This window comes from Pedobacter sp. GR22-10, assembly GCF_026239715.1.
Lineage (GTDB): Bacteria > Bacteroidota > Bacteroidia > Sphingobacteriales > Sphingobacteriaceae > Pedobacter.
Genome location: NZ_JAPIVR010000003.1, coordinates 502,557 through 524,891, shown reverse-complemented (window position 1 = coordinate 524,891; position 22,335 = coordinate 502,557). Strand labels below are relative to the sequence as shown.

Here is a 22,335-nt window from a genome sequence, read left to right as displayed (position 1 = left end):
GCAAAAGTTACCACTTAGTATTTTCTGCCTTTAACAATGGCATTCAAAAATAAGCCGGCAGTTAATAAACCCAGTACGCCACCCAGCAAAGCGAAAATATAATTTTGAGTGATAATTGCCCCGGTTAAAATCCCGAAGAATAATCCTAATGCATAATATAACCAGTTGAAATTATTGCTGCTGTTTTCTTGTAAGTTCATTTTTTAATTATTTGGTGGCAAAGTTAATATTTATTTTAAATTATAATTTGTGATCTGTACTCAATTTATTGCTAAATGTTAATTATGTAAAGCTTTTTAAAGCCCTTTAGTTTTTAATGATTGTAAAATTCGACAATGCAAATACAGATCAGTAGGGTTAAGCCTTATTTTGATCCTTTGTTTTATGTAAACATGCTGTCCTTTTTTATCCTTTTTGTCACAATTATCAGGCTAATGTAAAAGAACATTAGAAACATTTGGATATTAATCAAACGATTGATTAATTTTGTGCCATCAAAAAGAGATGAAGACAGAAAAAGTAGATAAAAAACAAGCCATTTTGGATGCAGCTGAAAAGTTGTTTTGCGAAACAGGTTATGAAGGTACTTCTACCCGGCAGATTTCGAAAGAATCGGGGGCCAATATGGCAATGATAAATTATTATTTTGGTTCAAAAGAAGGGGTTTTTATTGAGATTATGAACAACAGAATCGCTGGGTTTGCTTCTCAATTAAAAATCATTAATGAAGATAAAATTTCATCCCTCGAAAAATTGCACAAAGTAATTGAAGGTTATGCCAACAGGATATTTTCAAATATCGCCTTTCATAAAATGATGCATAGAGAGTTATCACTTACGCAAAGGCCGGAGATGTATGACAAAATTAAGAATGCCATGAGCCAAAACATGTTGCTTCTTGACAGGATAATTATTGATGGAATTGAAGACGGGAGTTTTAACAATGTTGATGTAAGGATGGTCATTTCAACCATTATGGGTACGCTAACAAATGTGGTTATTGCGCCGCACAAAATTGTTCAGGGTACTACAATCGATTTAAGTACGCCCAAGGACAACAAACTAATCAAGGAGCGAGCCATCGCTTATTTACAAAACCTAGTAACTGTTTATTTAACAACAAAAAAATGATACCCAAATCCATTAAATTATTGCTTATGGCATCATTAGTTCCTGCAGCTTTATTTGCACAAAGTACAAAGGAATTAAACATCAATCAGGCAATTGAACTTGGCATAGCCAATAGTAAAAACTTAAAATTATCACAAAATAAAATAGATCAGGCGGTAGCAAAGCTTGAAGTAGTTAAAGATAATGCGCTGCCATCGGCAAATGCAAACTTCATTTACAACCATGCTGAAATTCCGACAAGCACATTTACCTTACCTGGCGGCGGCTCTTCTCTGCAATTGCCAAAAAGAGCTGATGCTTTTGTAGGCACGGCAGCAGTGCAGGAATTGGTATATGGCGGAGGCAAGCTAAAATACGCAAAAGAGTCAACGAAATTATTGGCTGACGTGGCCCGGCTGGATGCTGATAAGAACAAAGAAGAAATTACCTATGCGGTGATTAACACTTATTATGCTTTGTACAAGGTGGCACAAAGTAAAAAAGTGGTTGATCAGAATCTGGAATCGATTGCTGCACAGATTAAACAAGCGCAACGTTTTTTTGAACAGGGTATCGTCACTAAAAATGATGTGTTGCGTTTCCAGTTACAACAGGCTAATGTAACCCTTAACCAAATGGATATTGAGAGCAACCGTAAAATCATTAACTATAATCTGGATATTCTGCTCGGTTTACCGGATGATACAGAGGTTAAGATTGCAGATCCGGACGCAAGCCCGAAATCTGTGGGTTCTCTAAATGAATATATAGCCCAGGCCATGACCAACCGCCAGGAGCTGAAACAACTTGATGTACAAAATAAAGTGGCTGATTACAATATCAAAACCATTAAAGCAAATACTTTGCCTACGGTAGCCGTTGGTGCCAATCTATATTACATTAACCCTAGTGGTAGTTTTATTCCGCCTGTAAATCAATATTTAATGCCGGTAACGGTTGGTGCAACTGTTTCATGGAATATTGGAAGTCTCTGGACAAACAGAAATAAAGTAAGTGAGGCTAAAATTGAACAAAGTGCCATCACTGTTCAAAAAGATATTTTAACTGATCAGGTTAAAACGGATATCAACAAAAACTTTCAGACCTATCAGGTAGCGGTAAACAAAATCCAGGTTCTGGAAACTTCCATTGCCCAAGCTACGGAAAATGATAAGTTACTGGCCTCGAAATACAAAAACAACGTAGCATCGGTTACCGATAGAATTGATGCCGAAACACTTTTATATCAGGCAAAGATCAATCTGGAAATCGCTAAAGCTGATGCAGGTTTGGCTTATTACACATTATTAAAATCAACAGGAAAAATAACGCAATAAATACAACAATGACAACTGAAAAGAAAAAAAAGAATATAGTAGTACCCATCATTTTAGGTGTTTTACTAGTAATAGGTATCGTTTTTGGTATCATAGAATGGAATTACTACAGCAAACACGTAGATACGGATGATGCGCAGATTGATGGGGATATCAGTCCTGTTGTAGCGAGGGTAGGTGGTTATGTGAAGGACATTAATTTTGAAGAAAACACACATGTAACCGAAGGACAGGTTTTAGTAAAACTTGATGATAATGATTATAAAGTAAAGTTGGAGCAGGCACAATCTGGTCAAAAAGGTGCGAGTGCAGGCGTTGGGGTTGCACAATCACAAATTGCAGCTACTCAGGCCAATACCAGTACGGCTAAAGCAAATGTAGCAGCAGCAAGAGTGAAGCTTAACCTGGCGAATAAGGATTATGCCCGTTATGCCAACCTGATCAAGGACGGTTCGATTACGCAGCAGGCATTTGATCAGGCAAAAGCATCGAAAGAATCAGCAGAAGCTGCTTTTCAAGCTGCTCAGGATCAGTATAATGCTGCCATTAAGCAAGTAGGTACAACCCAATCTCAACTGGCAGTAAGCAGTAACGTAATAAGCCAGCGCCAGAGCGATATCGATTTTGCCAAACTTCAGTTATCGTATACTGATATTAAGGCACCTGCAACAGGTATCGTCTCTAAAAAGAATGTTCAAAAAGGACAACTGGTTCAACCAGGTCAGTCGTTATTTTCTATAGTAAACGATGGTAGTATTTACGTAACAGCGAACTTTAAAGAAACGCAGTTAGAAAAAATTCAGTCAGGTTCTAAAGTAGAAATTGAAGTGGATGCCTATCCTGATGAAAAAATTCAGGGTGAAGTATATAACTTCTCACCGATAACTGGTGCCAAAGGTTCTTTATTACCTCCGGATAATGCTACAGGTAACTTTGTAAAGGTTGTTCAGCGTATTCCTGTCAAAATTAAAATTCATCCATCAAAAGAAATGTTGGCAAAGTTGCGCCCCGGAATGAGCGTTAAGGCCTCAGTTTCTACTAAATAAATTTAAAATGGCCGAAGTAGGTTTAAAAAAATGGATTATTACGTTTACGGTAATCACAGCTTCTTTACTGGAGTTGATTGATACCACTATTGTAAACGTGGCAATCCCTCAAATACAGGGAAACCTGGGCGCTACCCTTGAGGATATCGCCTGGTTATCTACTGGTTATGCCGTTGCGAACGTAATTATCCTGCCCATGTCAGGTTGGTTAGGCAGTCGTTTCGGGCGTAAAAATTATTTCTTAACTTCTATTATCGTTTTTACATTGGTTTCATTTTTATGTGGTAACGCCACATCTTTAAATGAACTGATTTTATTTAGGATCTTACAAGGTGTTGCCGGTGGCGGATTGATTTCTACAGCACAAGCCATTCTGATCGAAACCTGGCCTCGTGAGGATGTAGGTATTGCTACAGCTTTATTTGGTTTAGGTGCCGTTGTTGGCCCTACTGTTGGTCCTACCATTGGCGGTTATATTTTAGAAGTGGCAGATTGGCCATGGATTTTTTATGTAAATATTCCCGTCGGGATACTCGCGGCCTATTGTACCTACACCTTTATTCGAGAGACGCCAAAAGATGGAAAAGGGAAGCCTGTGGATTGGTGGGGTATTGCATTGCTGGCCGTAGCTGTAGGTAGTTTACAAACAGTTTTAGAAAAGGGAGAAAGCGAAGACTGGTTTTCAACACCATATATCACCGCATTAGCTGTGATATCTGTTTTTGGTTTACTGCTTTTCATCTGGAGGGAAACCGCTACTGAGTTTCCGATTGTAAACCTTCGGATTATGAAAAAAAGAAGCTTTTCTATCGGGATGTTTACCTCTTTTATTCTCGGATTCGGACTTTATGGTTCGGTGTTCGTTTTCCCGGTATTTGCACAGAATTTGTTAGGATTTACGCCTTTACAAACCGGAAAGCTATTTATTGCGGGAGGTATTTGTACCATAGCCATGATGCCATTTATTGGTATTATGCTTAAAAAGGGAGTTCCGGCACAGTTTATGGCTACCGGAGGAATGTTTTTATTCTTCGTTTTTTGTTGGATGCTGAGTAATTCAACATTGGCTTCCGGAACAGGTGACTTCTTTTGGCCGCTGGTGATTAGAGGTTTTGGTATGGCCTTATTGTTCGTGCCGTTAACTACGCTGGCGATGCAAGATTTATCTGGGGCAGAGATTGGCCAGGGTTCAGGATTAAATAACATGAGTCGGCAGTTAGGTGGGTCATTTGGAATTGCAGCATTAACCACTTTAATTCACGTTCGTGCGGGGTTCCATAGAAATAACCTGCTGACCAACATCAATGACTATAACCCGGCTTTTATGCAAAAGTTAAATGCGTTAACCAGCGGCTTTATGGCTAAAGGAACTTCTTTTATCGATGCAAAATTAATGGCGATGAAAGCAATTGAAGGCAGTGTTATTAAACAAACCATGTTGCTTACCTATAGCGATGCTTACTGGGTTGCAGGACTAATTATGTTATTTTCCATTCCGCTTTTATATCTGCAGAAATTTAAGAAAAATGCCAATATTGTTACAGATGCACATTAAAGGCCTTAACCTATAGGGTTTGTGGTTAGGCCTGGTTTGTATGCTCCCTCTGCAGAAGAGGGATTGATATGGTCATGCTTTTAAGCCGTATTGGTATAAATGATTCAACGGGTTACAACAGTTGAACAAAGCTATTAATTACGAAAATTCATATACGCTGCCTTAAGCACTCGATTTTGCGGAAGATTTAGGTGGGACTAAATAAAAACAGCCGGTGTATTTTGTACATCGGCTGTTTTAACCCAAAAAATTAACAATCAATGCAATGCCCTTAAACATTGCAAATATTCTTACTTCGCTAGCTAGTAGCCAAATAAGATTTTAAAATTAAAATTTATTCTACAATTATCCAAATTGTAAGCGCTAGAATTTTAATACCTTATGCATTTTTTGTAGTATTACCCTATACAAAACTATTGCTTAAGCTATGCCAAAACTCCGTTTGACTACACAGCGCGAATCTATCTTCAATAACGAAGTCATTTCCAAATTTGAGCTCTTCAACAGTCTTTTTTTAACCCTTCCATTCTATAAAATTAAAGATACCGGTACATTGCTGCCTTTATTTTTTAAAAGTTGCGAGGAAGGAATTTTAAATGGCCAGAAGCCGGCTCAGGTAATTGAAGAGTTTTTTGCAAAATATACACACTATACCGAACGCAAAGATATTATTGATTTATTGTTTCGTTTTATACAGTATATTGAGCGTCAGGTGGTACTTTTTGATGCAGTAGAAGATGCCTCTTTTACAAAGTTAAATACCACCGATGAGCAAAGCACACTTGCATTTATCCTGAAGAAAAATGCGGATAACAAGCCCATGCTTTCCAAAATTGAGAAGCTGATTGATGAGCTATCTTTACGCCTGGTTTTAACGGCACACCCTACGCAGTTTTATCCGGGAAATGTATTGGCCATCATTACCGATTTAACCCATGCCATTCGGGAGAACAACATCACCTCAATGAATTCACTGTTACTGCAACTCGGAAAAACGCCATTTTTTAATAAAAAATCGCCTACACCTGTAGATGAGGCTTTAAATTTAGCCTGGTTTTTGGAAAATACCTTTTACTTTGCTGCGGCGAATATTCAGGCAGAGATTGACCAGAATCTGGATGAATATAACCTCGAAACCAAGAAAATTCTGGAGCTGGGTTTCTGGCCGGGAGGCGATCGTGATGGCAATCCAAATATCCATGTGGATACCACGTTGGAAGTTTCTAAAATGTTGCGTCAGATTCTTTTCCGTTGCTATTATCGTGATTTCAGGGTGATTAAACGGCGCATTACTTTTAGAGGCGTAGAAGAAAATATAGCCAATTTGCATGATGTGCTGTATAAAAATGCTTTTGACCATGCTTGTGAATCACATGATATCTCTGATGAGTTAAAAGAAAACCTGAATAAAATTAAAGATACATTGCTTTCCGAACATGAAGGCTTATTTGTTGATCTGGTAAACGATTTGATCAGAAAGATTGATCTCTACGGGAATTATTTTGCATCACTTGATATCCGCCAGGATAGCCGCGTGTTAAGAAGTGTACATGCTTACTGCCGGCAGAATAAACCCATTTCTTCATTATACCCTGAAAATTATGATCAGCTGTCTGAAGCTGAAAAATTAAAGCTGATTTCATTTAAGGAAGCTACGCCGGTTTATGCTACTGAAGGCGATGACCTGATTAAAGATACCATTCAGACTATAAAAGAAATCAAAGGTATCCAGCAAAGAAATGGCGAAAAAGCCTGCCACCGTTTTATCATCAGCAATTGCCAGCAGGCAAGTGATATCCTTCAACTCATGGAGCTTTTTCTTTGGAATGGCTGGAGTAAGGATGCCTTAACCATAGATTTCGTGCCGCTTTTTGAAACGGTAAATGATTTAAAGGTTGCCGCTGACGTGATGGATACTTTATATCGCAACCCTTTTTACAAGGCACATTTAGCAAGCAGGGGTAATAAACAAGATATTATGCTTGGCTATTCAGACAGTACAAAAGATGGAGGTTATTTAATGGCCAACTGGTCTATTTTCAACGGAAAAACTTCATTAACGGCCATTGCCAAAGAGCACAATATTCAACTGGCATTCTTTGATGGCCGCGGTGGTCCTCCGGCTCGAGGGGGCGGTAAAACACACCGTTTCTATGCTTCTATGGGTAAAGAAATTGCCAATAAAAACATGCAGCTAACTGTTCAGGGGCAAACCATCAGTTCACAGTACGGTTCAGTAGAAAGTGCTGAATTTAATATAGAGCAACTTATCAATGCCGGGATTTCATCTGGTCTGAAAGAGAAACACAATGTCCTTTTGGATCCGGAAAATAAGACTTTACTGGATGAAATGGCTGATGATGCCTATAAAGCTTTTGTTGATTTGCGTGAACATCCATTGTTCGTTAGCTATCTTGAAAAATTGTCGCCACTGAAATTATTATCCCAGGCGAATATCAGCAGCCGCCCGGTAAAACGAAATGGTGGGGGTGAAATGAAGCTGGAAGACTTAAGGGCCATCAGCTTTGTTACGGCCTGGAGTATGTTGAAACAAAATGTTCCGGGATTCTATGGTATGGGAACAGCCTTAAGTAACCAGGAGAAAGCCGGAAACTGGAATAAAGTGATAAAAGCTTATGAAGATTCTGACTATTTAAAAACCATCGTTGATAATTGTATGATGAGTATGAGCAAGTCTGACTTTGCCATTACTGCCCATTTAGCTTCGGACGAGGAATTTGGTGCCTTCTGGACCCAATTGCATGATGAGTATGAGTTAACAAAGAGGATGCTTTTAAAGCTTTCCGGACAGGAGACCCTGATGGCCAATTATCCGGTTGATAAAAAATCAATCGCCACCCGTGAGCGGATCATTTTACCGCTTGTTTTAATCCAGCATTTCGCACTGGAAAAGCTGCAGCATGATCAAAATGCAAACGAACAGACGGCCTTGGAGAAATTGGCAGTAAGAACGGTATTTGGAATTGTAAATGCTGGGCGGAATCTGGCCTAAGCAGACCCAGAAAAACCATACAGGTTTACCATAAATAACAAACCCCGAGCAAATCATGTATTTGCTCGGGGTTTTTGTTGAAGTCAATTAATACTAACGGTCAATTGAGCCCATCACTTTTTGGCCAAAGGCATTAAGGGCATCTTTTTCTGCTGCACCTTCGCTTACCATCTGATGCACTTCAAGCGCACCGCAAATGTTGGTAATCATTTCGCCGGCAACATCAACTTCATGTTCGCTGACGCCTCTGAATTCACAGAAAGCCTCTAAAACCGTTAAGGTTGTCTCCAGTTCAGCAGGAGTAGTATTTTGAAATAATTGTCTGATAACCGGAATCTTCATTATTTTATTTTGTTAAAAAGTTCAGTTAAACCTTCTGCTTTGTTCGTTTGCACCTGATCTACCAGCTTACCACCTTCAAAAGCCGCAAAAGTTGGTAAATTATCAACGTTTGCAAATTTGCGTGAATTTGGAAGTTTCTCGGCATCAACAATCAGGAAGGCAACGTCTTCATTTTCGGCAGCCAGTTTTTTAAACTTTGGTTTCATGATTCTGCAGTTGCCACACCATGATGCAGCATACTGAACCATAACCTTTGAATGATCGGCCAAATATTGTTGAAGATTATCTTCAGTTAATTCTAAAAACATGAGGTTTTATTTAATTAGTTAGCGGCTAAATATTCAGCAACGCCGGTTCTGTTTGCGTTCATGGCTTCTTTTCCTTCTTCCCAGTTTGCAGGACAAACTTCACCATGTTTCTGAACGTGGGTATAGGCGTCAATTAAACGTAAATATTCTTTTACGTTTCTGCCAAGCGGCATATCGTTAACACTTTCGTGGAAAACTTTACCAGTTTCATCAATTAAATAAGTTGCTCTGAAAGAAACATTTGAACCAGAGAAGGATTCATTTCCTTCTTCGTCATAGTTTACTTCCTGATCTAAAATGTCTAAAATACCAGATAATTGTCTGTGCGTATCAGCTAAAATCGGATAAGTAACACCTTCAATTCCGCCGTTATCTTTTGGTGTATTTAACCAGGCGAAGTGAACCTCATTCGTATCGCATGAAGCACCGATTACGATGGTATTTCTTTGTTCAAATTCAGGTAAAGCCGCTTGGAAAGCATGTAATTCTGTAGGGCAAACAAAAGTAAAATCTTTTGGGTACCAGAATAATAATACTTTTTTATTTTTATTTACAGCTTCTTCAAATACATTGATTTTCAAGTCATCACCCATGTCTGACATTGCATCAATACTAACACTCGGAAATTTTTTACCTACTATTGCCATAATATTTTGTCTTTAATTTTATGCCACAAAGGTACGGTGAAAACTCATCCAAATCAACCCATGTTTATGAATAGTTCATTGTATTTATTGATATTGATATAGATGAAAACTATAATTATTTTAAGATTTATAAGGTTTAGCTATGCAGTTTATAAACTTACTTTTTCAAAGTACGCTCATATAATTTAAATATGCGTTTATATTCATCGGTCCAGCTGCTGGATTCAATAAAACCATGGTCTTCTACCGGATAAACTGCCAGTTCCCAGTTGTCTTTTCCAAGTTCTATGAAACGCTGCGTAATGCGAACAATATCCTGAAAGTGAACATTCACATCCACCATTCCGTGGGCCATTAATAAATTACCCTTCAGTTGACCGGCAAAATAAATGGGAGAGCTTTGTTTATAAGCAATAGGATCATTAAAAGGTTCATTTAAAATATTCGAAGTATAGCCATGATTGTAATGCGCCCAATCGGTAACCGAACGTAGAGCTGCACCGCTGGCAAACACATCAGCTTCTTTAAACATGGCCATTAAGGTGATAAAGCCACCATATGAGCCGCCATATAAACCAACATGCCTGGGGTTTACGCCATATTTTTCTACCAGGAACTTTACGCCGTCTACCTGATCGGTTAAATCTTTTCCACCCATATGGCGGTAAATACCTGTGCGGTGATCGCGTCCATAACCCGAACTTCCGGTATAATCAATATCAATGACAGTATAACCCTGATCAGCCAATAGGTTATTAAACATAAACTCCCGGAAATACGTGCTCCAGCCAAAGTGAACATTTTGTAAATAACCAGCACCATGTACAAAAACCACTGCCGGATGATTAGGATGTGGATTCTCGGATTTATAAACCCGGGCATAAACATCAGTACCATAACGGTTTTTAAAACTGACCAGATCCGGCTCACGCCATTTATAAGAATTGAATTCTGCTGAAGTTGATGCTGTAATTTTCAGGGCTTTTGCGCCAGCCTGATTACGCTGAAGATAAAGTTCACCCGGTTTATTCATGTACGAATAATTGATGGCCACATATTTTTCATCAGGTGAAAGGATAATTTCACTTAAGCCCTTCATGGTTGTGATTTGAACAGGCTGACCGCCACTGGTACTGATTTTAAAGAAATTTGTGATGCCGGGATGTTCCTTGTTGGCTTTAAAGTAGAAGGTTTTTTTATCTTTAGAAAGCTGTACAGACTGCACTTCCCATTTGCCTGAAGTAAGCTGCTTTTTCTCCCCAGTTGAAACATTGACTACATAAAGGTGAGAATAACCTGTTGCTTCACTTTGGTAATAGAAGTGGTTGTTATCTACCCAACCTGTATTTCCCTGATAAAACCCGCTAATGCCCGGTCCACCAATCCAGGCCTCGTCTCGTTGGCGATCAATTAAAGAAAACTGACCCGTCGAAGGTTCTAATTTTAAAATCCAGCGGTCTTTATTATCCTGCGATGTGGCGATAACAATTCCCGAAGTTCCATTCTCATTCCATAAAGGACCAAAAAAGTTAACCGGCCGGTCTGCATTTTTCTTTTTTAAAGTATCCAGTTCTTTCGGGTAATCTTTTAAATAATCAGGCAAATCTTTTATCCCCGGAATGGTTGAGGTTTGAAAGGCATAAACCGAATCTCTTTGCCTGTCATAAATAAATCCCTGAGATAGATTTTCATTTTCCCCAACCTTTGTTCTTCCCGGAATATCTTCTGTATAGCCTGATGCTGTTACATAATTGGGAACAATGGTATTGTGGTTGTTTTGTGCCGGAGTAGTGAGCTTATAAGTAATATAACGACCATCTGAACTGATCACCACTCCATTTAAAAATTTGTCTTCTGTATACAGTTCCTTCAGTGGTTTTATATCAGCAGATGTTACGCCAAAACGATTTCTGCCATTGCGATTGTTGTCCTTTGTTTCGGCATTTCGTTTCTTAATAATATCAAAGAGTGCTGTTTGTTCAGTCTTTAGCCATTGATCCTGTTCTGTTGCCGGTTGTGTTTTTGTTTTTCCGGCTTTTTTACCTTTCACAAAATTGGTGAGCTGCTTGGTTTCTGCAGATTTTAAATCTACCTCAAAAAGGTTATCTCCCAATTGATAAACGACATTTCCATTAACCAGGAAAACAGGATTACTCTCACGTTCCAGGGTATTGGTTAATCGTGTTTCTTTATTGGATTTTAGGTTTTGAAGGTAAATATCTCCGCTTTTCTCTACCAGGCTAAGCGAGTGATTTTGGTTATAAACATAGTTTAAACTTAAGTGCTTTTCATCTTCCTTATCGGCAGCTTTAACAGGTTTAGGAGATGAGGTGGTCACTTTGTAAAGTTCTTCTTTAACCTTATTTTCAGGATTCCAGTTAAAGTAAAGTGTTTTACTATCGGCTGTCCAGTGGAAATTAGTTGGCGAAATTCCCATCCATTTAGGGTCACGCATAATTTTTTCTACTGTTAATGGAGCAATTTGTTGTGCAAAAGTATATTCGCCCGTGCAGAGCAAAAGGAAAAGTAAATATTTCTTCATGAATTTGGGTTTGGATGCAATTTAGGCAAAGCACAAACTACTTTTAGAAGGAAATGGAAATGTTACAACCAAATTTAACTATCGGTTTAAGATATATTTAGCTTGCTGCGGCAAAAGATTGCAAAATAAAAAGTAACTATCTGATTACTCGCCCGGTTTTATCCACATTTACCTGGTCGAATGGCTTTAAATATTCATTAATAATTACCGAAAATTCTCTTCGCGTTAGTACCTTTTTCAAGTCATATTTAGACGAAAATTTATAGCTGTTGTTCCACTTTTTTTGTAACTCTGTTTTAGTGGCATCAACGGCTTTATTGCCAACATATGACACCAATAACACGGTATTTTCCAGATTAACCGGCACATCTTTATGGTCATCGAACCAGATCTGAGCCTTATAATAATAATCTTTTATCGGCTGTTTAATTTCTTCATCAGTAACTTCCTTTTCCGGGTTAAAGAAAGCCTTTTTATTTTTAATCTCCGCTTTTAAGATTCCGGTAATCCCAATTTTCTGGATCGCCAGCCAGTTCGAATCGGTGACTTTTACATCGGCAAAAGGGATCAACGGAAGTTTATAGGTTAAGAGTTCGCTTTGAATTGTTTTTAAGTTAGATAAGCTGGTTTTCGTTTTAAAGAAGGCCGCGTAGGTCGCGGTAGCTCCGGCTGCCTGGCCGATCTCTATACTGATGGGATCAATGTAAAGTAAGTTTTCCTGATCAGGAATTAACAAGTGATATAAAGATAGAAAGCTTGAGGTACTGGTAATCCCGGAAATGGTTGTGCGATATAAGTTTTCGGTATAATTTAAAGCACTCAGGTGCACTGGTTTTAAACCGGTAATATTTAAATTAGAAAGCTGATCATTGTTGTCTGCAATAATAAGAACTTTAGCTTTTATACTTTTACCTTTACTAATTTTTGCTTCCCATCCACTACCAGAACGTTCAACAGCACTAATGGTCGTATCGTTTATAACTCTAAATAATTTGATGCTGTCTACCTTATTTTTAGCTGAATTTTTCTTTTTTGTTTGGGTTGATTTTTTTTCTAAATCCTTGATGTATGCAATTCTCTTTAGCTGTACATTTTCATAAATTTTATAAACTTCTGCTGATTTCGTCTCTTTAATTTTATCCAGACTAAAAGGATGGCTTTGCGTTAAAATGACCACGCTGGCGCCAGAGCGTGAAACCTGTAAACCTGAAGAATAGGCGGCATCAGCATTTCCCAGTATTAATACATCCGTTTTAATGGTTTGTGCGAAAACAAGTGTAGGAATCAAACATGCGAAAGCAAAAAATAACTTCTTCATCTGTGGATTTTAAATTCATTGCAATATGCTTTAAAAGCATGAATTTTTTATGATCAGGCGTATTCATTTTACTAACTATCCCGAACAGAACGATTATATCGCAATTGAAATGAGACGCTGCCTGGCATCTCGTTTCAAAACCTTCCGAAAGAGTTGTGATTTTCAATCGAAATTAGATCTAACCATAATCATTTTTCCTCGCAATAATCAAAAAAAGGTTTGTTGAGATCGTTAATAAAAAGTGATGTAGAATTTTATTACTGTACTTAAAGACAGATTTTTATATTTGAAATAAAATAATGAAAAAGCGCTCGTATACCCCCATTTTTTTTCTTTTGATAAGTTTATTCGGATGTCAAAAGGAAAGCAACCCGGTTCAATCACCCGAACTCTCTGATTTTATCCTGGGTGGAGTGAGAGTTGGAGAGCCAGCTTTTCTGCTTACCCATCCGAAAAGTAAAAGTAGCGGGACCTTCTCTTTTAAAACAAGCGATACTTCGATGATTACCATCCAGGAAAATCTTGTTATCATAAGGAAAAATGGAACTTGTGTGATAACGGCTATACAACAGGAAGCAGAAGGTTTCCGCAAAGATTCTATTAAAGCAACTTTAGTCATTTCGCCTCGCCTTGCCCCAATGCTTACCGGCTTTGTCATACCTGATAAAAAAGTAACTGATCCTCCGTTTATCCTAACCTCACTTAAAAGCAACAGCAATGGAGAAATCACTTTTAGGAGTAATAATGCCGCGGTTGCGGTTGTTACAGGAAGCCTGATAACCATTAAAGGTGCCGGGAAGGCAATCATTACCGCTTACCAAGCCCAATCTGGAATTTACAGCGCATATAGTATTTCTGCAGATCTTTTTGTTACCGATGCCTTAATCGCTGAAACATTAACCGATGTGGATGGGAACGTATATAAAACGGTAAAACTAGGAAACCAGACATGGATGATGGAAAATTTACGGACTGCACATTACAGGGATAAAACACCAATACAAAATGTGATAGGCAACTCCGATTGGTCTACACAATCAAGCGGGGCTTATTGTACTTATAATAACAATCCTGAACTAGGTAAAACATATGGGTTTTTATATAATTGGTATGCAGTAAACAATAACCATCAACTTGCACCACAGGGTTGGCATATCCCAACTAATGCGGAATGGAACGTTTTATATGATTATATTGGAGGAGACCGTTATAGTGGAAGCAAAATTCAAGAAAGTGGTGTTAGTCATTGGATAGACGATACCGGGGCTTCAAACAGTACAAAGTTTACTGGTTTACCGGGGGGGAAAAGAAACGGAAATGGTACATACGAAAACCTTTCTTATAATGCTTATTGGTGGACTAACACGACTAATTCTACCGGAACAGCGCAGTATTACAATTTATATGTTAAAGGTTACATTGAGGTTGCAGAGAGTTTTAAAAACTTGGGTTACTCCATAAGATGTATTAAAGATTAAATAATGAATTTAGATCAACTTAAATACCCCATCGGACAATTCATCATGCCTGAAGTTTTCGATAAACACCAGACAGATATCTGGATAGCCGAAATCGAAGCACTTCCGGTTCAAATTAAACATAGCACAGCACATTTAAGCGAAAAAGAATTAAACCAAACCTATCGGCCTGGCGGCTGGACATTGAAACAGGTTATTCATCACCTTCCGGATAGCCATATGAATGCCTATATTCGTTTTAAGCAGGCTATTACCGAAGACATTCCGATAATCAGGCCGTATTATGAAGAACGCTGGGCAGAAACCGAAGAGGCAAAAAACGGTGATATTAAACTATCAATTGATCTGTTAACAGGTTTACATCAGCGCTGGGTTGCTTTTCTCAAAACACTGGAACTCCAAGATTATCAGCGCAAATATGTCCACCCGGCCCAGGGCATTGAACTCACTTTGGCCAATATGCTGGGCATGTATGCCTGGCACGGAAAGCATCACCTGGCACACCTCACCAATACTATAACAAAGTGAAAAGAATCTATTTATACTCCTTGATTTTATTTTTTGCTGGTTTTTACAGCAATGTTAAAGCGCAAAGAGATCCATCCAAAACCTTTTCTTTTGTGTTAGGCTCATGGGAAATGCAGACACCTAAAGGGAAAATAGTGGAACAGTGGAGTGAGAGTACCAATGCCATCCTGAAAGGCAAGAGTTATCGCGTTAATGCAAAAGGGGATAGTATACTTACTGAAACATTACAGATCAGAAAAATAGGAAAAAATGTTTACTATTGTTCAACGGTTGCTAATCAGAATGAAGGTAAAGAAGTCTGTTTTAAGCTTATTTCCACAAAAGATCAGATCTATATTTTCGAAAATGCGGCACACGATTTTCCACAAAGAATAGTTTACCAAAACCAGGGGAAAAATGAAATGCTCGCCTGGATTGAAGGCGAGCTTAATGGGAAAAGCCGAAAATCGGAATTTAGATATAAGCGGCAATAGCTTACATCAAAATTAACATGGCTGCGCTCATGGCAATCATCATCGCATCTTCAACAATGGTTACGGTACTCATGGGTAGATTAAAAACAGCACCTAAACAGGCACATTGAATTTTCTTTTTGTTTAAAACGCTTTCTAAAACCCCAAAAATACTGATGATCATGACAATCAGGGTGACCCAATTCACGATAACAGGCGATAGGTTTAATGCAAAGGATAAGCCTAAGCCTAATTCGATAAAGGCATAGATATAACCCCAGGCACTGAATTTTTTCGCCACGATATCGTACATGGCATAACTTTCGGAAAATGCTTTTAGGTTAAGGATTTTGAAAAAAGAGAAAGTCAGGAAAAATCCTGCCATGAAGATGCGCATAAAAACCATCGTATCTATTGTATTTTGTTGCCAGGAAGCGATTAGGGAGATTGCGGTAACGTATCCAAAAATCAATAAGATTGGTTTATAGGTTTGTGCCCAGGTTTTGGTGTCTGTAGCAGCTTTGACAGGAGATTGGCTGGTGATTTTATATTTGCTCTCTGGCCCTCCCAATGCCTGTTGCAGTGCGGATAATCCGATGTGTTTTTCCATACTGATGGTTGCCGATTGCGTATCTTTAGAAACTTCAACGGCAGTTACATCAGGTAAAATTAAAAGGTTGCTTTTTACTTTATTTTCGCAACCACCGCAAGTCATGCCGGTGAGTTGATAGGTATGTGTCATTTTAAATTTTTATGTAAATCTACCTATCTGGAGGGCAATAACCGTTATAGAATAATCATAAAATGTTATAATATTTTAGGTAAGTAAAACCATTCTATTGATGGCATATTTTCCCTAGACCCTTAAACCCTAAACCCCTCGTCACCCTACCAAAACTGAAGTCATCGTTAAAGAGCCACCAACCGCTTTGTCATTAAAGAAAGAGAGATCTTCCTTGTCGTTTTTTAAACCTAAAGTATAGATTAATGGTAGATAATGTTCTGGTGTTGGAATGGCCAGCATGGCATCAGTACCCAAGCTGCGGTAATTAATTAAAGGTTTGTGATCACCGTGTGCAATGAGGTTTTTAAATTTGTCATTCATCTCATTTGCCCAATCATAACCGCCGCCATTAATCATGTCCCAGTTCAACATACGAAGGTTGTGTACCATATTTCCACTGCCGATAATCAAGACGCCTTTTTTGCGAAGGGAATATATTTCCTTCGCTATTTCGTAATGCTGCGCAGGAGATTTGGTATAATCAATACTCAACTGGAGCACTGGAATATTGGCATCAGGATACATGTGTCTGACGATTGTCCACGTACCATGATCTAATCCCCAGTCGTGATCAAGCGCTACATGGGTAGAGTGAACCAATGTGGGGATTTCCAAAGCCAGGCCCGGATCTCCAGGTGCAGGATACTGCACATCAAATAAGGCCTGCGGGAAACCACCAAAATCATGTATGGTAGACGGAAAGTCCATCGCGGTAACAAAGGTTCCATGTGTATACCAATGTGCAGAAACCACCAGAACGGCTTTAGGAACAGGAATATTTTTCGCCAGATTAGTCCAGCTTTCACTATACTCGTTGTGCTCAATACCATTCATCGGTGACCCGTGGCCAATAAATAGGGTAGGCATGAAGTCCGTTTGAGTTAAACCCTGAGTAAAATTCCTGAATTGAGATAATGCAGCCATAATATCATTTCTCCATGCTAAAAGAGCCTGTTGATGCACTTATGGCTACTCAACAGGCTCCTTTGCAGATTTTTATTTGAATATTTCGCCAGATAACAGATTGATAAATGACAACCTTGTCAATTATTTCGATTGAGCAAACTCTAAGTTTAACTTAATGGTAACATCTTTGGCCACACCTGCACCGGTAGGATCATATTTAATATGATAATCTAAGCGGTTAATGGTCGTTGTTGCACCAAAACCAGCTTTGGTATTTCCTTGTTGGTCTTTTGCTGTTCCGCCATATACTACGGCAAATTTTACATCTTTGGTTACATCACGAATGGTTAATTTACCACTTAACTCATAATTGTTGCCGCTTAACTTTTTGAAAGAAGTGCTCTCAAATTTCATTGTTGGAAATTTTTCTGCATTGAAGAAATCATCAGTTTTTAAATGACCATCGCGCATTTCAACACCGGTGGTAATGCTATTCACATCAACAGTAAAAGTAATTTTAGCATCCGTTAAGTCTGGTTTGGCAGCAGTAACCGTTCCATCAAATTTCTTGAATGAACCATCCACGAAAGAAATGCCCATGTGTTTAACAGAGAAGTTAACAAATGAATGCATCGGATCTATTTTCCAGCTGGTTTGTGCAAAAGATGCCACACTTATAGAAGTAGCTATCAGAAATAAGAATAATTTTTTCATAACTTTTGTTTTGTGATTTTTATTTAAGCAAAAGTACGCCTACTTTCAGGTTAAGGACTTGATGTATGTTAAGAAAAGGCAGGACATTCCATTTTACATCCTGTCAAACCTCATCCAGCGATTTCCGGTTAGCTAAAAGGAGATTTTTGTAGGTGGACGGTGTTAAACCGGTAACCTGTTTAAATTGACTTGAAAGATGCGCAACGCTGCTATAATTAAGCTGATAAGCGATTTCGCTTAAAGTAAGCTCTCGATAAGTAAGCATTTCTTTCGCTTTTTCAACTTTTTGTGCGATAAAATATTTCGCTATGGTTTGATTTTCAAGCTCAGAAAATAGCGCACTAAGTTGCGGGTATTCAAGGTGGATGCGTTCGCTCAAGAAGGATGATAAATTTATTTTTAAAGGCTCTTTGGTGTAGTGAACCAGGTTAATGATAACCGTTTTTATTTGCTCGGTAATTTGAGCTTTCTTATCCTCAAGTAACTCAAAACCCAACTGATTTAGTTTTTCAGCAATTTTCACTTTATCAGTGAAAGAAATATTTTCCACGAATGAAACTTTGCCTAATTCAACCGAAACAGGATCAAAGCCAAGCTTTTCGAGCTCAGCTTTAACCACCATTTTGCAGCGGTTGCATACCATGTTTTTGATATGCAGTTCCATTATTTTGATTTGATCGTTTCCGAAACGTCACCACAATCGAACATCATACTTCCATAATACGGATTTTCGATGCTTTCCTTTTCATTCAACCAACTTGCTTTTGCCATCGGGCAATGCTGGACGTAAACGGTACTATTATTAAATCTGATATTTCTGACCGTTTTAATCATGGCAGATGAAATGCCTTCGAAAGATTTTCTTTGCATTTTGATATCTTTACCTGCGGCAAGTTCAGTTGCTTTTGCCTTGATCATTTTTGCCTGCTCCATCCAAAGCGTGTGCTGCGTTGCTGGTAAATCTTTGTGTGGAATGGCATCAACTTTAGCCGATAATGCCTTTACTTTCTCAGCAGCTACATCTTTCTTGTCAGTAGCTAAAGCATTTTTAACATCATAATATGCCGTTAATAACTGATTGAAAGCTGCGTCAGTTTTGCTTTGTGCAAATGTTAATTTCGTACCTGCAATGGCGATAATAGCCATCATGATCATTATTTTTTTCATCTTGTTTCATTTTTGAGAAGTTCATATATTTTGCATCATTTAAGATAGGCATCAACATGCGCTTCGTTTTATTTTTAAATTATTTCAGGACATTAAAAAAATTAAATTCTGCCCTAACCAGATACATGTTTTTGGTGTACCTATCGGTCATGTTTCCGGCTGCCTGAAAGCGGTAGCCCAGATCTATCCTTGTGGTGCTATTTAAAATCACCTGAACTGCCGGAGCCAAATCCAGATAACTTTGGCCTGTACCCGGATCGGTTTTACCCAACATTTCAAAGTAGACATTGAAATTAGGCTCTTTATAGTTTTTATATACGAAAGGTAAAACTAAATAACCAGACGATAAACTGTAAGAAAGCATATTGTTAGGTCTTGGCATTTTTGATAGCTGTTTATCAATGTCTTTAAATGCATGAGCATAACCAAGTGTGGCTGATAGGGCGAGTTTATGAAGCAGTTGTGTAAAAACAAACCCACCCTGAACGCCGCTATTATCCCCCTCCAGATTAATATCCCTGGTGTAAGTTGGTCTTTTGCTGGTGCTGATTCTTGCGAAAGCCGCAGCCCTGAAATGACTTTGGGCTTCATCAATAGAAAGAAAGCGGTATTTCGCATATAAACTGCCTCCTTCTAGACGATATTTCCCGTCCATATCTGACAGGAAAGCCTGCGCATGTGCCATCAGGTTTTTGTTAAAACCAAACATTACTTCAGGAATCGACCGGCTTACAAAACCTGGATTATTGAACATCCCTTCATTGGTTAAACGAACGCCAAGGGATTTGGCAGGCATGTTGCTTGCAGGTTCAGTGAAAACGTACAACTCCTGACTAAAAGCAGCCTGGAAGGCGCCGGAAATAACCAGCACCATAAATATCAACCGCTTCATTTTTAAGAAAGAATGAGGTGGTAAACACGGGTTTTCTTGCCATTTATAACAGCTGTTCCGCTCGCATAGGCATCAGATGAAACCACTGGTGCTTGTTTTTTGAATGCCGGGCCAGAAATGAAATTTTTGTCTACAACAGATGCTTTTACCGTTCCGTTCAGGGTTTTACTCTTGGCATTAATGAAACGATATACATTTCCATCTACAATGGCCTGACCTTTATCATCAACTTTAACCTGGTTAAAGGCAAAGTCTGCAGTTAAGCCACCAATAGAAAAGCCGGCATCCTGTACCTTTTTACGAACCATATCCAGGTTGACATCGGCACCCTTTTTAAAGGTAAGTACAAAGATATTTTTGTTTAAATCTGGTTTAACCGCATGCACAAAACTTAAGGTTTCAAGCGACTTTTGCGTAGCATTGGAACACATGGAACAGGTTAAGCCAGTTACCTGTAAATCTGCAGTTGATATTTGTTGGGCCGAAACTTTAACGGCAAAAAGAAGCATAATAATGCTGAATAATTTAATCGTTTTCATGATTTTTTGAATTAGAATTTAAGAAAATGTCACATTGAACCTGTCGAAATGCTTAAAGCACTGACTGATGAATGGATAATCCTAATTCCTGAAAATACAGTTGAAAACATGTATTGCAACCCCTGAGGAAAGCGGAGGTGCTTTGTTTGTAATTTTGCTAAAAAAAGCAGAGGTAACGTTTGAAAGAAATTCTAAAACGGGTGGATGAAGAAATAGCTGGATAGAAAATAACTTAGGCATTTGTGTCTGCGCTTCAGTTTGATGACTATCCTTTACCTTAACTGTAACCTGTGTATTTTTGCAACAGCCATCATCCTTAATTTTTTCTGCTGGAATATCCTTGCAGAATTTACAGGAAATTTCATTGCTGAACAGTTTTACGTTCTCTAATTTACCACCACAGAAATGTAAACTTAAAGCCAAACCCATAACACTAACCGCATAGAATACGGCTAAAGAAAGTGCTATTTTTTGTTTTAACTTCATTGATACAAAGGTATGGTAAAAAAAATTGAATAATAAACCCTATTATTTAATGAATTTCATTTTTTAGCTTAATTTAGCCTCAAACACCATTCAATGAAGAAACTTTTATTAATTATCTGCGTATTTTCAATGTTTTCTGCTTTTGCGGCTAAACCAAAAAATCAATATATCCGGATTAAAACGGAATTCGGGGAATGCATCGTTAAGCTTTATAACGAAACTCCTTTGCATCGTGATAATTTACTGAAGCTTGTAAAAAAGGGCTATTATAACGGAACCTTATTTCACCGGGTAATTAAAGGTTTTATGATCCAAGGCGGTGATCCTGATTCCAGAAATGCAAAGCCTGATTCTTTGTTAGGGGAGGGTGGACCAAAGTATACTATTCCGGCAGAATTTAGAGATAGTTTATTTCATAAAAAGGGCGTACTGGCTGCGGCCAGGGAAGGAGATATTGTTAATCCATCTAAGGCATCCAGTGGAAGTCAGTTCTATTTAGTGCAGGGAAAAGTTTTTACGGATGAGCAGTTAAATGCCTTAGAAGAAAAGCGCCTGAAATTCAAAATACCTGAATGGCAAAGACAGGTTTATAAAACGGTTGGCGGTGTGCCACATCTGGATAGAAATTATACCGTTTATGGTGAAATTGTAATGGGCTTGGAGCTGGTTGATAAAATTGCTGCCATGGAAACAGATAAAAACGACCGGCCTAAACAGGATATAAAAATGAAGATTACAGTTTTGAAAAGAAGAGAGGCGAAAAAAATAGAGAAACAGGTGTTTCAAGCCATGCTGAAGGATAAGGTGACTATGTAATCAAGGGATCTTGTCTATTGTCGAAAAAGAAAAGGATTTTAGTCTCCTCTTGATGAACCAGATGATAAAAAAGAGGTGTGTTTTGAAATTACTCCTTTTCTTACCTGGCTACTTATGATATTGGCTCATAGATAAAGGATAGAATGGCAATTAATTAATTCTTTTATAATTGGTTTGGATAAAGTTTTCGGCGCAATCGAATCCCCGGGTTTCTTCAATGAAAATTCCAATTTCCGGTCGTGTTTCATTATCCTTTCTCAGAAAAGAAACTGTTAATGCCATTTCTCAGAAAGTCTTTTTTTAACTTCATCATAAGGAGTTAAAGCAAATCTCAATTGCTAAGCATTTACTCAAT

At 38.3% G+C, this 22,335-nt stretch carries 23 protein-coding genes; 9 read left to right on the top strand and 14 right to left on the bottom strand.

The genetic code is table 11. The features are described 5' to 3' along the window. Positions 1-14: 14 nt before the first annotated feature. Positions 15-200, bottom strand: coding sequence for a hypothetical protein (locus tag OQX64_RS15015; RefSeq protein WP_088301292.1), 186 nt, complete (start codon positions 198-200; stop codon positions 15-17). Between the two features lie 304 nt (positions 201-504). Between OQX64_RS15015 and OQX64_RS15010 the strand changes: the two genes are divergently transcribed. From OQX64_RS15010 to OQX64_RS14990, 5 genes are all read left to right on the top strand, one after another. Beyond that, positions 505-1,131, top strand: coding sequence for a TetR/AcrR family transcriptional regulator (locus OQX64_RS15010; RefSeq protein WP_088301293.1), 627 nt, complete (start codon positions 505-507; stop codon positions 1,129-1,131). Between the two features lie 26 nt (positions 1,132-1,157). Next, positions 1,158-2,447: a TolC family protein gene (locus OQX64_RS15005; protein WP_265819362.1), complete on the top strand. Its 1,290-nt coding sequence runs from the start codon at positions 1,158-1,160 to the stop codon at positions 2,445-2,447. An 8-nt stretch (positions 2,448-2,455) separates the two neighbouring features. After that, the gene (locus tag OQX64_RS15000) at positions 2,456-3,493 is read left to right on the top strand and encodes an HlyD family secretion protein (protein WP_088301295.1); all 1,038 of its coding nucleotides are present in this window, start codon (positions 2,456-2,458) and stop codon (positions 3,491-3,493) included. A 7-nt stretch (positions 3,494-3,500) separates the two neighbouring features. Further along, positions 3,501-5,048, top strand: coding sequence for a DHA2 family efflux MFS transporter permease subunit (locus OQX64_RS14995; protein WP_265819361.1), 1,548 nt, complete (start codon positions 3,501-3,503; stop codon positions 5,046-5,048). A gap of 427 nt (positions 5,049-5,475) precedes the next feature. After that, positions 5,476-8,061 carry a phosphoenolpyruvate carboxylase gene (locus tag OQX64_RS14990; RefSeq protein WP_265819360.1) on the top strand — a complete coding sequence of 862 codons (2,586 nt, stop codon included), beginning with the start codon at positions 5,476-5,478 and terminating at the stop codon, positions 8,059-8,061. 93 nt (positions 8,062-8,154) lie between these two features. Here OQX64_RS14990 and OQX64_RS14985 read toward each other — a convergent pair whose 3' ends face one another. From OQX64_RS14985 to OQX64_RS14965, 5 genes are all read right to left on the bottom strand, one after another. Then, positions 8,155-8,403: a DUF6952 family protein gene (locus OQX64_RS14985; protein WP_088303331.1), complete on the bottom strand. Its 249-nt coding sequence runs from the start codon at positions 8,401-8,403 to the stop codon at positions 8,155-8,157. Next, on the bottom strand, positions 8,403-8,711 hold the full coding sequence (locus OQX64_RS14980; protein WP_088303330.1) for a thioredoxin family protein: 309 nt from the start codon (positions 8,709-8,711) through the stop codon (positions 8,403-8,405). The genes OQX64_RS14985 and OQX64_RS14980 overlap by 1 nt, the downstream gene beginning before the upstream one ends. 14 nt (positions 8,712-8,725) lie before the next feature. Beyond that, on the bottom strand, positions 8,726-9,358 hold the full coding sequence (locus tag OQX64_RS14975) for a peroxiredoxin (RefSeq protein ID WP_088303329.1): 633 nt from the start codon (positions 9,356-9,358) through the stop codon (positions 8,726-8,728). A gap of 157 nt (positions 9,359-9,515) precedes the next feature. After that, entirely contained in the window at positions 9,516-11,900 is a 2,385-nt protein-coding gene (locus OQX64_RS14970) for a S9 family peptidase (RefSeq protein ID WP_265819359.1), read from the bottom strand. A gap of 136 nt (positions 11,901-12,036) precedes the next feature. Continuing rightward, positions 12,037-13,218 carry a hypothetical protein gene (locus OQX64_RS14965; RefSeq protein WP_265819358.1) on the bottom strand — a complete coding sequence of 394 codons (1,182 nt, stop codon included), beginning with the start codon at positions 13,216-13,218 and terminating at the stop codon, positions 12,037-12,039. 299 nt (positions 13,219-13,517) lie between these two features. Here OQX64_RS14965 and OQX64_RS14960 point away from each other — a divergent pair, with 299 nt between their 5' ends. From OQX64_RS14960 to OQX64_RS14950, 3 genes are read left to right on the top strand one after another with little or no spacing between them, the layout of a single operon-like run. Continuing rightward, positions 13,518-14,696 (top strand): fibrobacter succinogenes major paralogous domain-containing protein, encoded by a 1,179-nt coding sequence (locus OQX64_RS14960; protein WP_265819357.1) that lies wholly within the window; start codon positions 13,518-13,520, stop codon positions 14,694-14,696. A gap of 3 nt (positions 14,697-14,699) precedes the next feature. Next, a complete protein-coding gene (locus OQX64_RS14955) occupies positions 14,700-15,224 on the top strand; it encodes a YfiT family bacillithiol transferase (protein WP_265819356.1) in 525 nt (174 codons plus the stop codon). Next, on the top strand, positions 15,221-15,697 hold the full coding sequence (locus OQX64_RS14950) for a DUF6265 family protein (RefSeq protein WP_265819355.1): 477 nt from the start codon (positions 15,221-15,223) through the stop codon (positions 15,695-15,697). Before OQX64_RS14955 ends, OQX64_RS14950 begins: the two co-directional genes overlap by 4 nt. Before the next feature lies 1 nt (position 15,698). Here OQX64_RS14950 and OQX64_RS14945 read toward each other — a convergent pair whose 3' ends face one another. The 8 genes from OQX64_RS14945 to OQX64_RS14910 form a co-directional block, all read right to left on the bottom strand. Further along, positions 15,699-16,418, bottom strand: a complete 720-nt coding sequence (locus OQX64_RS14945) for a heavy-metal-associated domain-containing protein (protein ID WP_265819354.1) — start codon at positions 16,416-16,418, stop codon at positions 15,699-15,701. A 141-nt stretch (positions 16,419-16,559) separates the two neighbouring features. Beyond that, a complete protein-coding gene (gene ygiD / locus OQX64_RS14940) occupies positions 16,560-17,384 on the bottom strand; it encodes a 4,5-DOPA dioxygenase extradiol (protein ID WP_088303324.1) in 825 nt (274 codons plus the stop codon). Between the two features lie 123 nt (positions 17,385-17,507). Continuing rightward, on the bottom strand, positions 17,508-18,080 hold the full coding sequence (locus OQX64_RS14935) for a YceI family protein (RefSeq protein ID WP_088303323.1): 573 nt from the start codon (positions 18,078-18,080) through the stop codon (positions 17,508-17,510). A 103-nt stretch (positions 18,081-18,183) separates the two neighbouring features. Next, entirely contained in the window at positions 18,184-18,744 is a 561-nt protein-coding gene (locus OQX64_RS14930) for an AraC family transcriptional regulator (RefSeq protein WP_265819353.1), read from the bottom strand. Next, positions 18,744-19,247: a DUF3347 domain-containing protein gene (locus OQX64_RS14925; RefSeq protein WP_265819352.1), complete on the bottom strand. Its 504-nt coding sequence runs from the start codon at positions 19,245-19,247 to the stop codon at positions 18,744-18,746. Before OQX64_RS14925 ends, OQX64_RS14930 begins: the two co-directional genes overlap by 1 nt. A gap of 79 nt (positions 19,248-19,326) precedes the next feature. Beyond that, entirely contained in the window at positions 19,327-20,139 is an 813-nt protein-coding gene (locus tag OQX64_RS14920; RefSeq protein WP_265819351.1) for a hypothetical protein, read from the bottom strand. Positions 20,140-20,141: 2 nt separating this feature from the next. Continuing rightward, positions 20,142-20,678, bottom strand: coding sequence for a heavy-metal-associated domain-containing protein (locus tag OQX64_RS14915; protein ID WP_088303319.1), 537 nt, complete (start codon positions 20,676-20,678; stop codon positions 20,142-20,144). A gap of 81 nt (positions 20,679-20,759) precedes the next feature. Beyond that, positions 20,760-21,164, bottom strand: coding sequence for an HYC_CC_PP family protein (locus OQX64_RS14910; protein ID WP_265819350.1), 405 nt, complete (start codon positions 21,162-21,164; stop codon positions 20,760-20,762). Positions 21,165-21,257: 93 nt separating this feature from the next. On the opposite strand from OQX64_RS14910, the gene OQX64_RS14905 reads away from it, so the two are divergent. Next, positions 21,258-21,980 carry a peptidylprolyl isomerase gene (locus OQX64_RS14905; RefSeq protein ID WP_265819349.1) on the top strand — a complete coding sequence of 241 codons (723 nt, stop codon included), beginning with the start codon at positions 21,258-21,260 and terminating at the stop codon, positions 21,978-21,980. Positions 21,981-22,335: the final 355 nt, after the last annotated feature.

Excerpts from the sequence above, each read along its gene's own strand:
- OQX64_RS15015 (WP_088301292.1), bottom strand. The coding sequence starts at position 200 with ATGAACTTACAAGAAAACAGCAGCAATAATTTCAACTGGTTATATTAT.
- OQX64_RS15010 (WP_088301293.1), top strand. The coding sequence starts at position 505 with ATGAAGACAGAAAAAGTAGATAAAAAACAAGCCATTTTGGATGCAGCT.
- OQX64_RS15005 (WP_265819362.1), top strand. The coding sequence starts at position 1,158 with ATGGCATCATTAGTTCCTGCAGCTTTATTTGCACAAAGTACAAAGGAA.
- OQX64_RS15000 (WP_088301295.1), top strand. The coding sequence starts at position 2,456 with ATGACAACTGAAAAGAAAAAAAAGAATATAGTAGTACCCATCATTTTA.
- OQX64_RS14995 (WP_265819361.1), top strand. The coding sequence starts at position 3,501 with ATGGCCGAAGTAGGTTTAAAAAAATGGATTATTACGTTTACGGTAATC.
- OQX64_RS14990 (WP_265819360.1), top strand. The coding sequence starts at position 5,476 with ATGCCAAAACTCCGTTTGACTACACAGCGCGAATCTATCTTCAATAAC.
- OQX64_RS14985 (WP_088303331.1), bottom strand. The coding sequence starts at position 8,403 with ATGAAGATTCCGGTTATCAGACAATTATTTCAAAATACTACTCCTGCT.
- OQX64_RS14980 (WP_088303330.1), bottom strand. The coding sequence starts at position 8,711 with ATGTTTTTAGAATTAACTGAAGATAATCTTCAACAATATTTGGCCGAT.
- OQX64_RS14975 (WP_088303329.1), bottom strand. The coding sequence starts at position 9,358 with ATGGCAATAGTAGGTAAAAAATTTCCGAGTGTTAGTATTGATGCAATG.
- OQX64_RS14970 (WP_265819359.1), bottom strand. The coding sequence starts at position 11,900 with ATGAAGAAATATTTACTTTTCCTTTTGCTCTGCACGGGCGAATATACT.
- OQX64_RS14965 (WP_265819358.1), bottom strand. The coding sequence starts at position 13,218 with ATGAAGAAGTTATTTTTTGCTTTCGCATGTTTGATTCCTACACTTGTT.
- OQX64_RS14960 (WP_265819357.1), top strand. The coding sequence starts at position 13,518 with ATGAAAAAGCGCTCGTATACCCCCATTTTTTTTCTTTTGATAAGTTTA.
- OQX64_RS14955 (WP_265819356.1), top strand. The coding sequence starts at position 14,700 with ATGAATTTAGATCAACTTAAATACCCCATCGGACAATTCATCATGCCT.
- OQX64_RS14945 (WP_265819354.1), bottom strand. The coding sequence starts at position 16,418 with ATGACACATACCTATCAACTCACCGGCATGACTTGCGGTGGTTGCGAA.
- ygiD (WP_088303324.1), bottom strand. The coding sequence starts at position 17,384 with ATGGCTGCATTATCTCAATTCAGGAATTTTACTCAGGGTTTAACTCAA.
- OQX64_RS14935 (WP_088303323.1), bottom strand. The coding sequence starts at position 18,080 with ATGAAAAAATTATTCTTATTTCTGATAGCTACTTCTATAAGTGTGGCA.
- OQX64_RS14930 (WP_265819353.1), bottom strand. The coding sequence starts at position 18,744 with ATGGAACTGCATATCAAAAACATGGTATGCAACCGCTGCAAAATGGTG.
- OQX64_RS14925 (WP_265819352.1), bottom strand. The coding sequence starts at position 19,247 with ATGAAAAAAATAATGATCATGATGGCTATTATCGCCATTGCAGGTACG.
- OQX64_RS14920 (WP_265819351.1), bottom strand. The coding sequence starts at position 20,139 with ATGAAGCGGTTGATATTTATGGTGCTGGTTATTTCCGGCGCCTTCCAG.
- OQX64_RS14915 (WP_088303319.1), bottom strand. The coding sequence starts at position 20,678 with ATGAAAACGATTAAATTATTCAGCATTATTATGCTTCTTTTTGCCGTT.
- OQX64_RS14910 (WP_265819350.1), bottom strand. The coding sequence starts at position 21,164 with ATGAAGTTAAAACAAAAAATAGCACTTTCTTTAGCCGTATTCTATGCG.
- OQX64_RS14905 (WP_265819349.1), top strand. The coding sequence starts at position 21,258 with ATGAAGAAACTTTTATTAATTATCTGCGTATTTTCAATGTTTTCTGCT.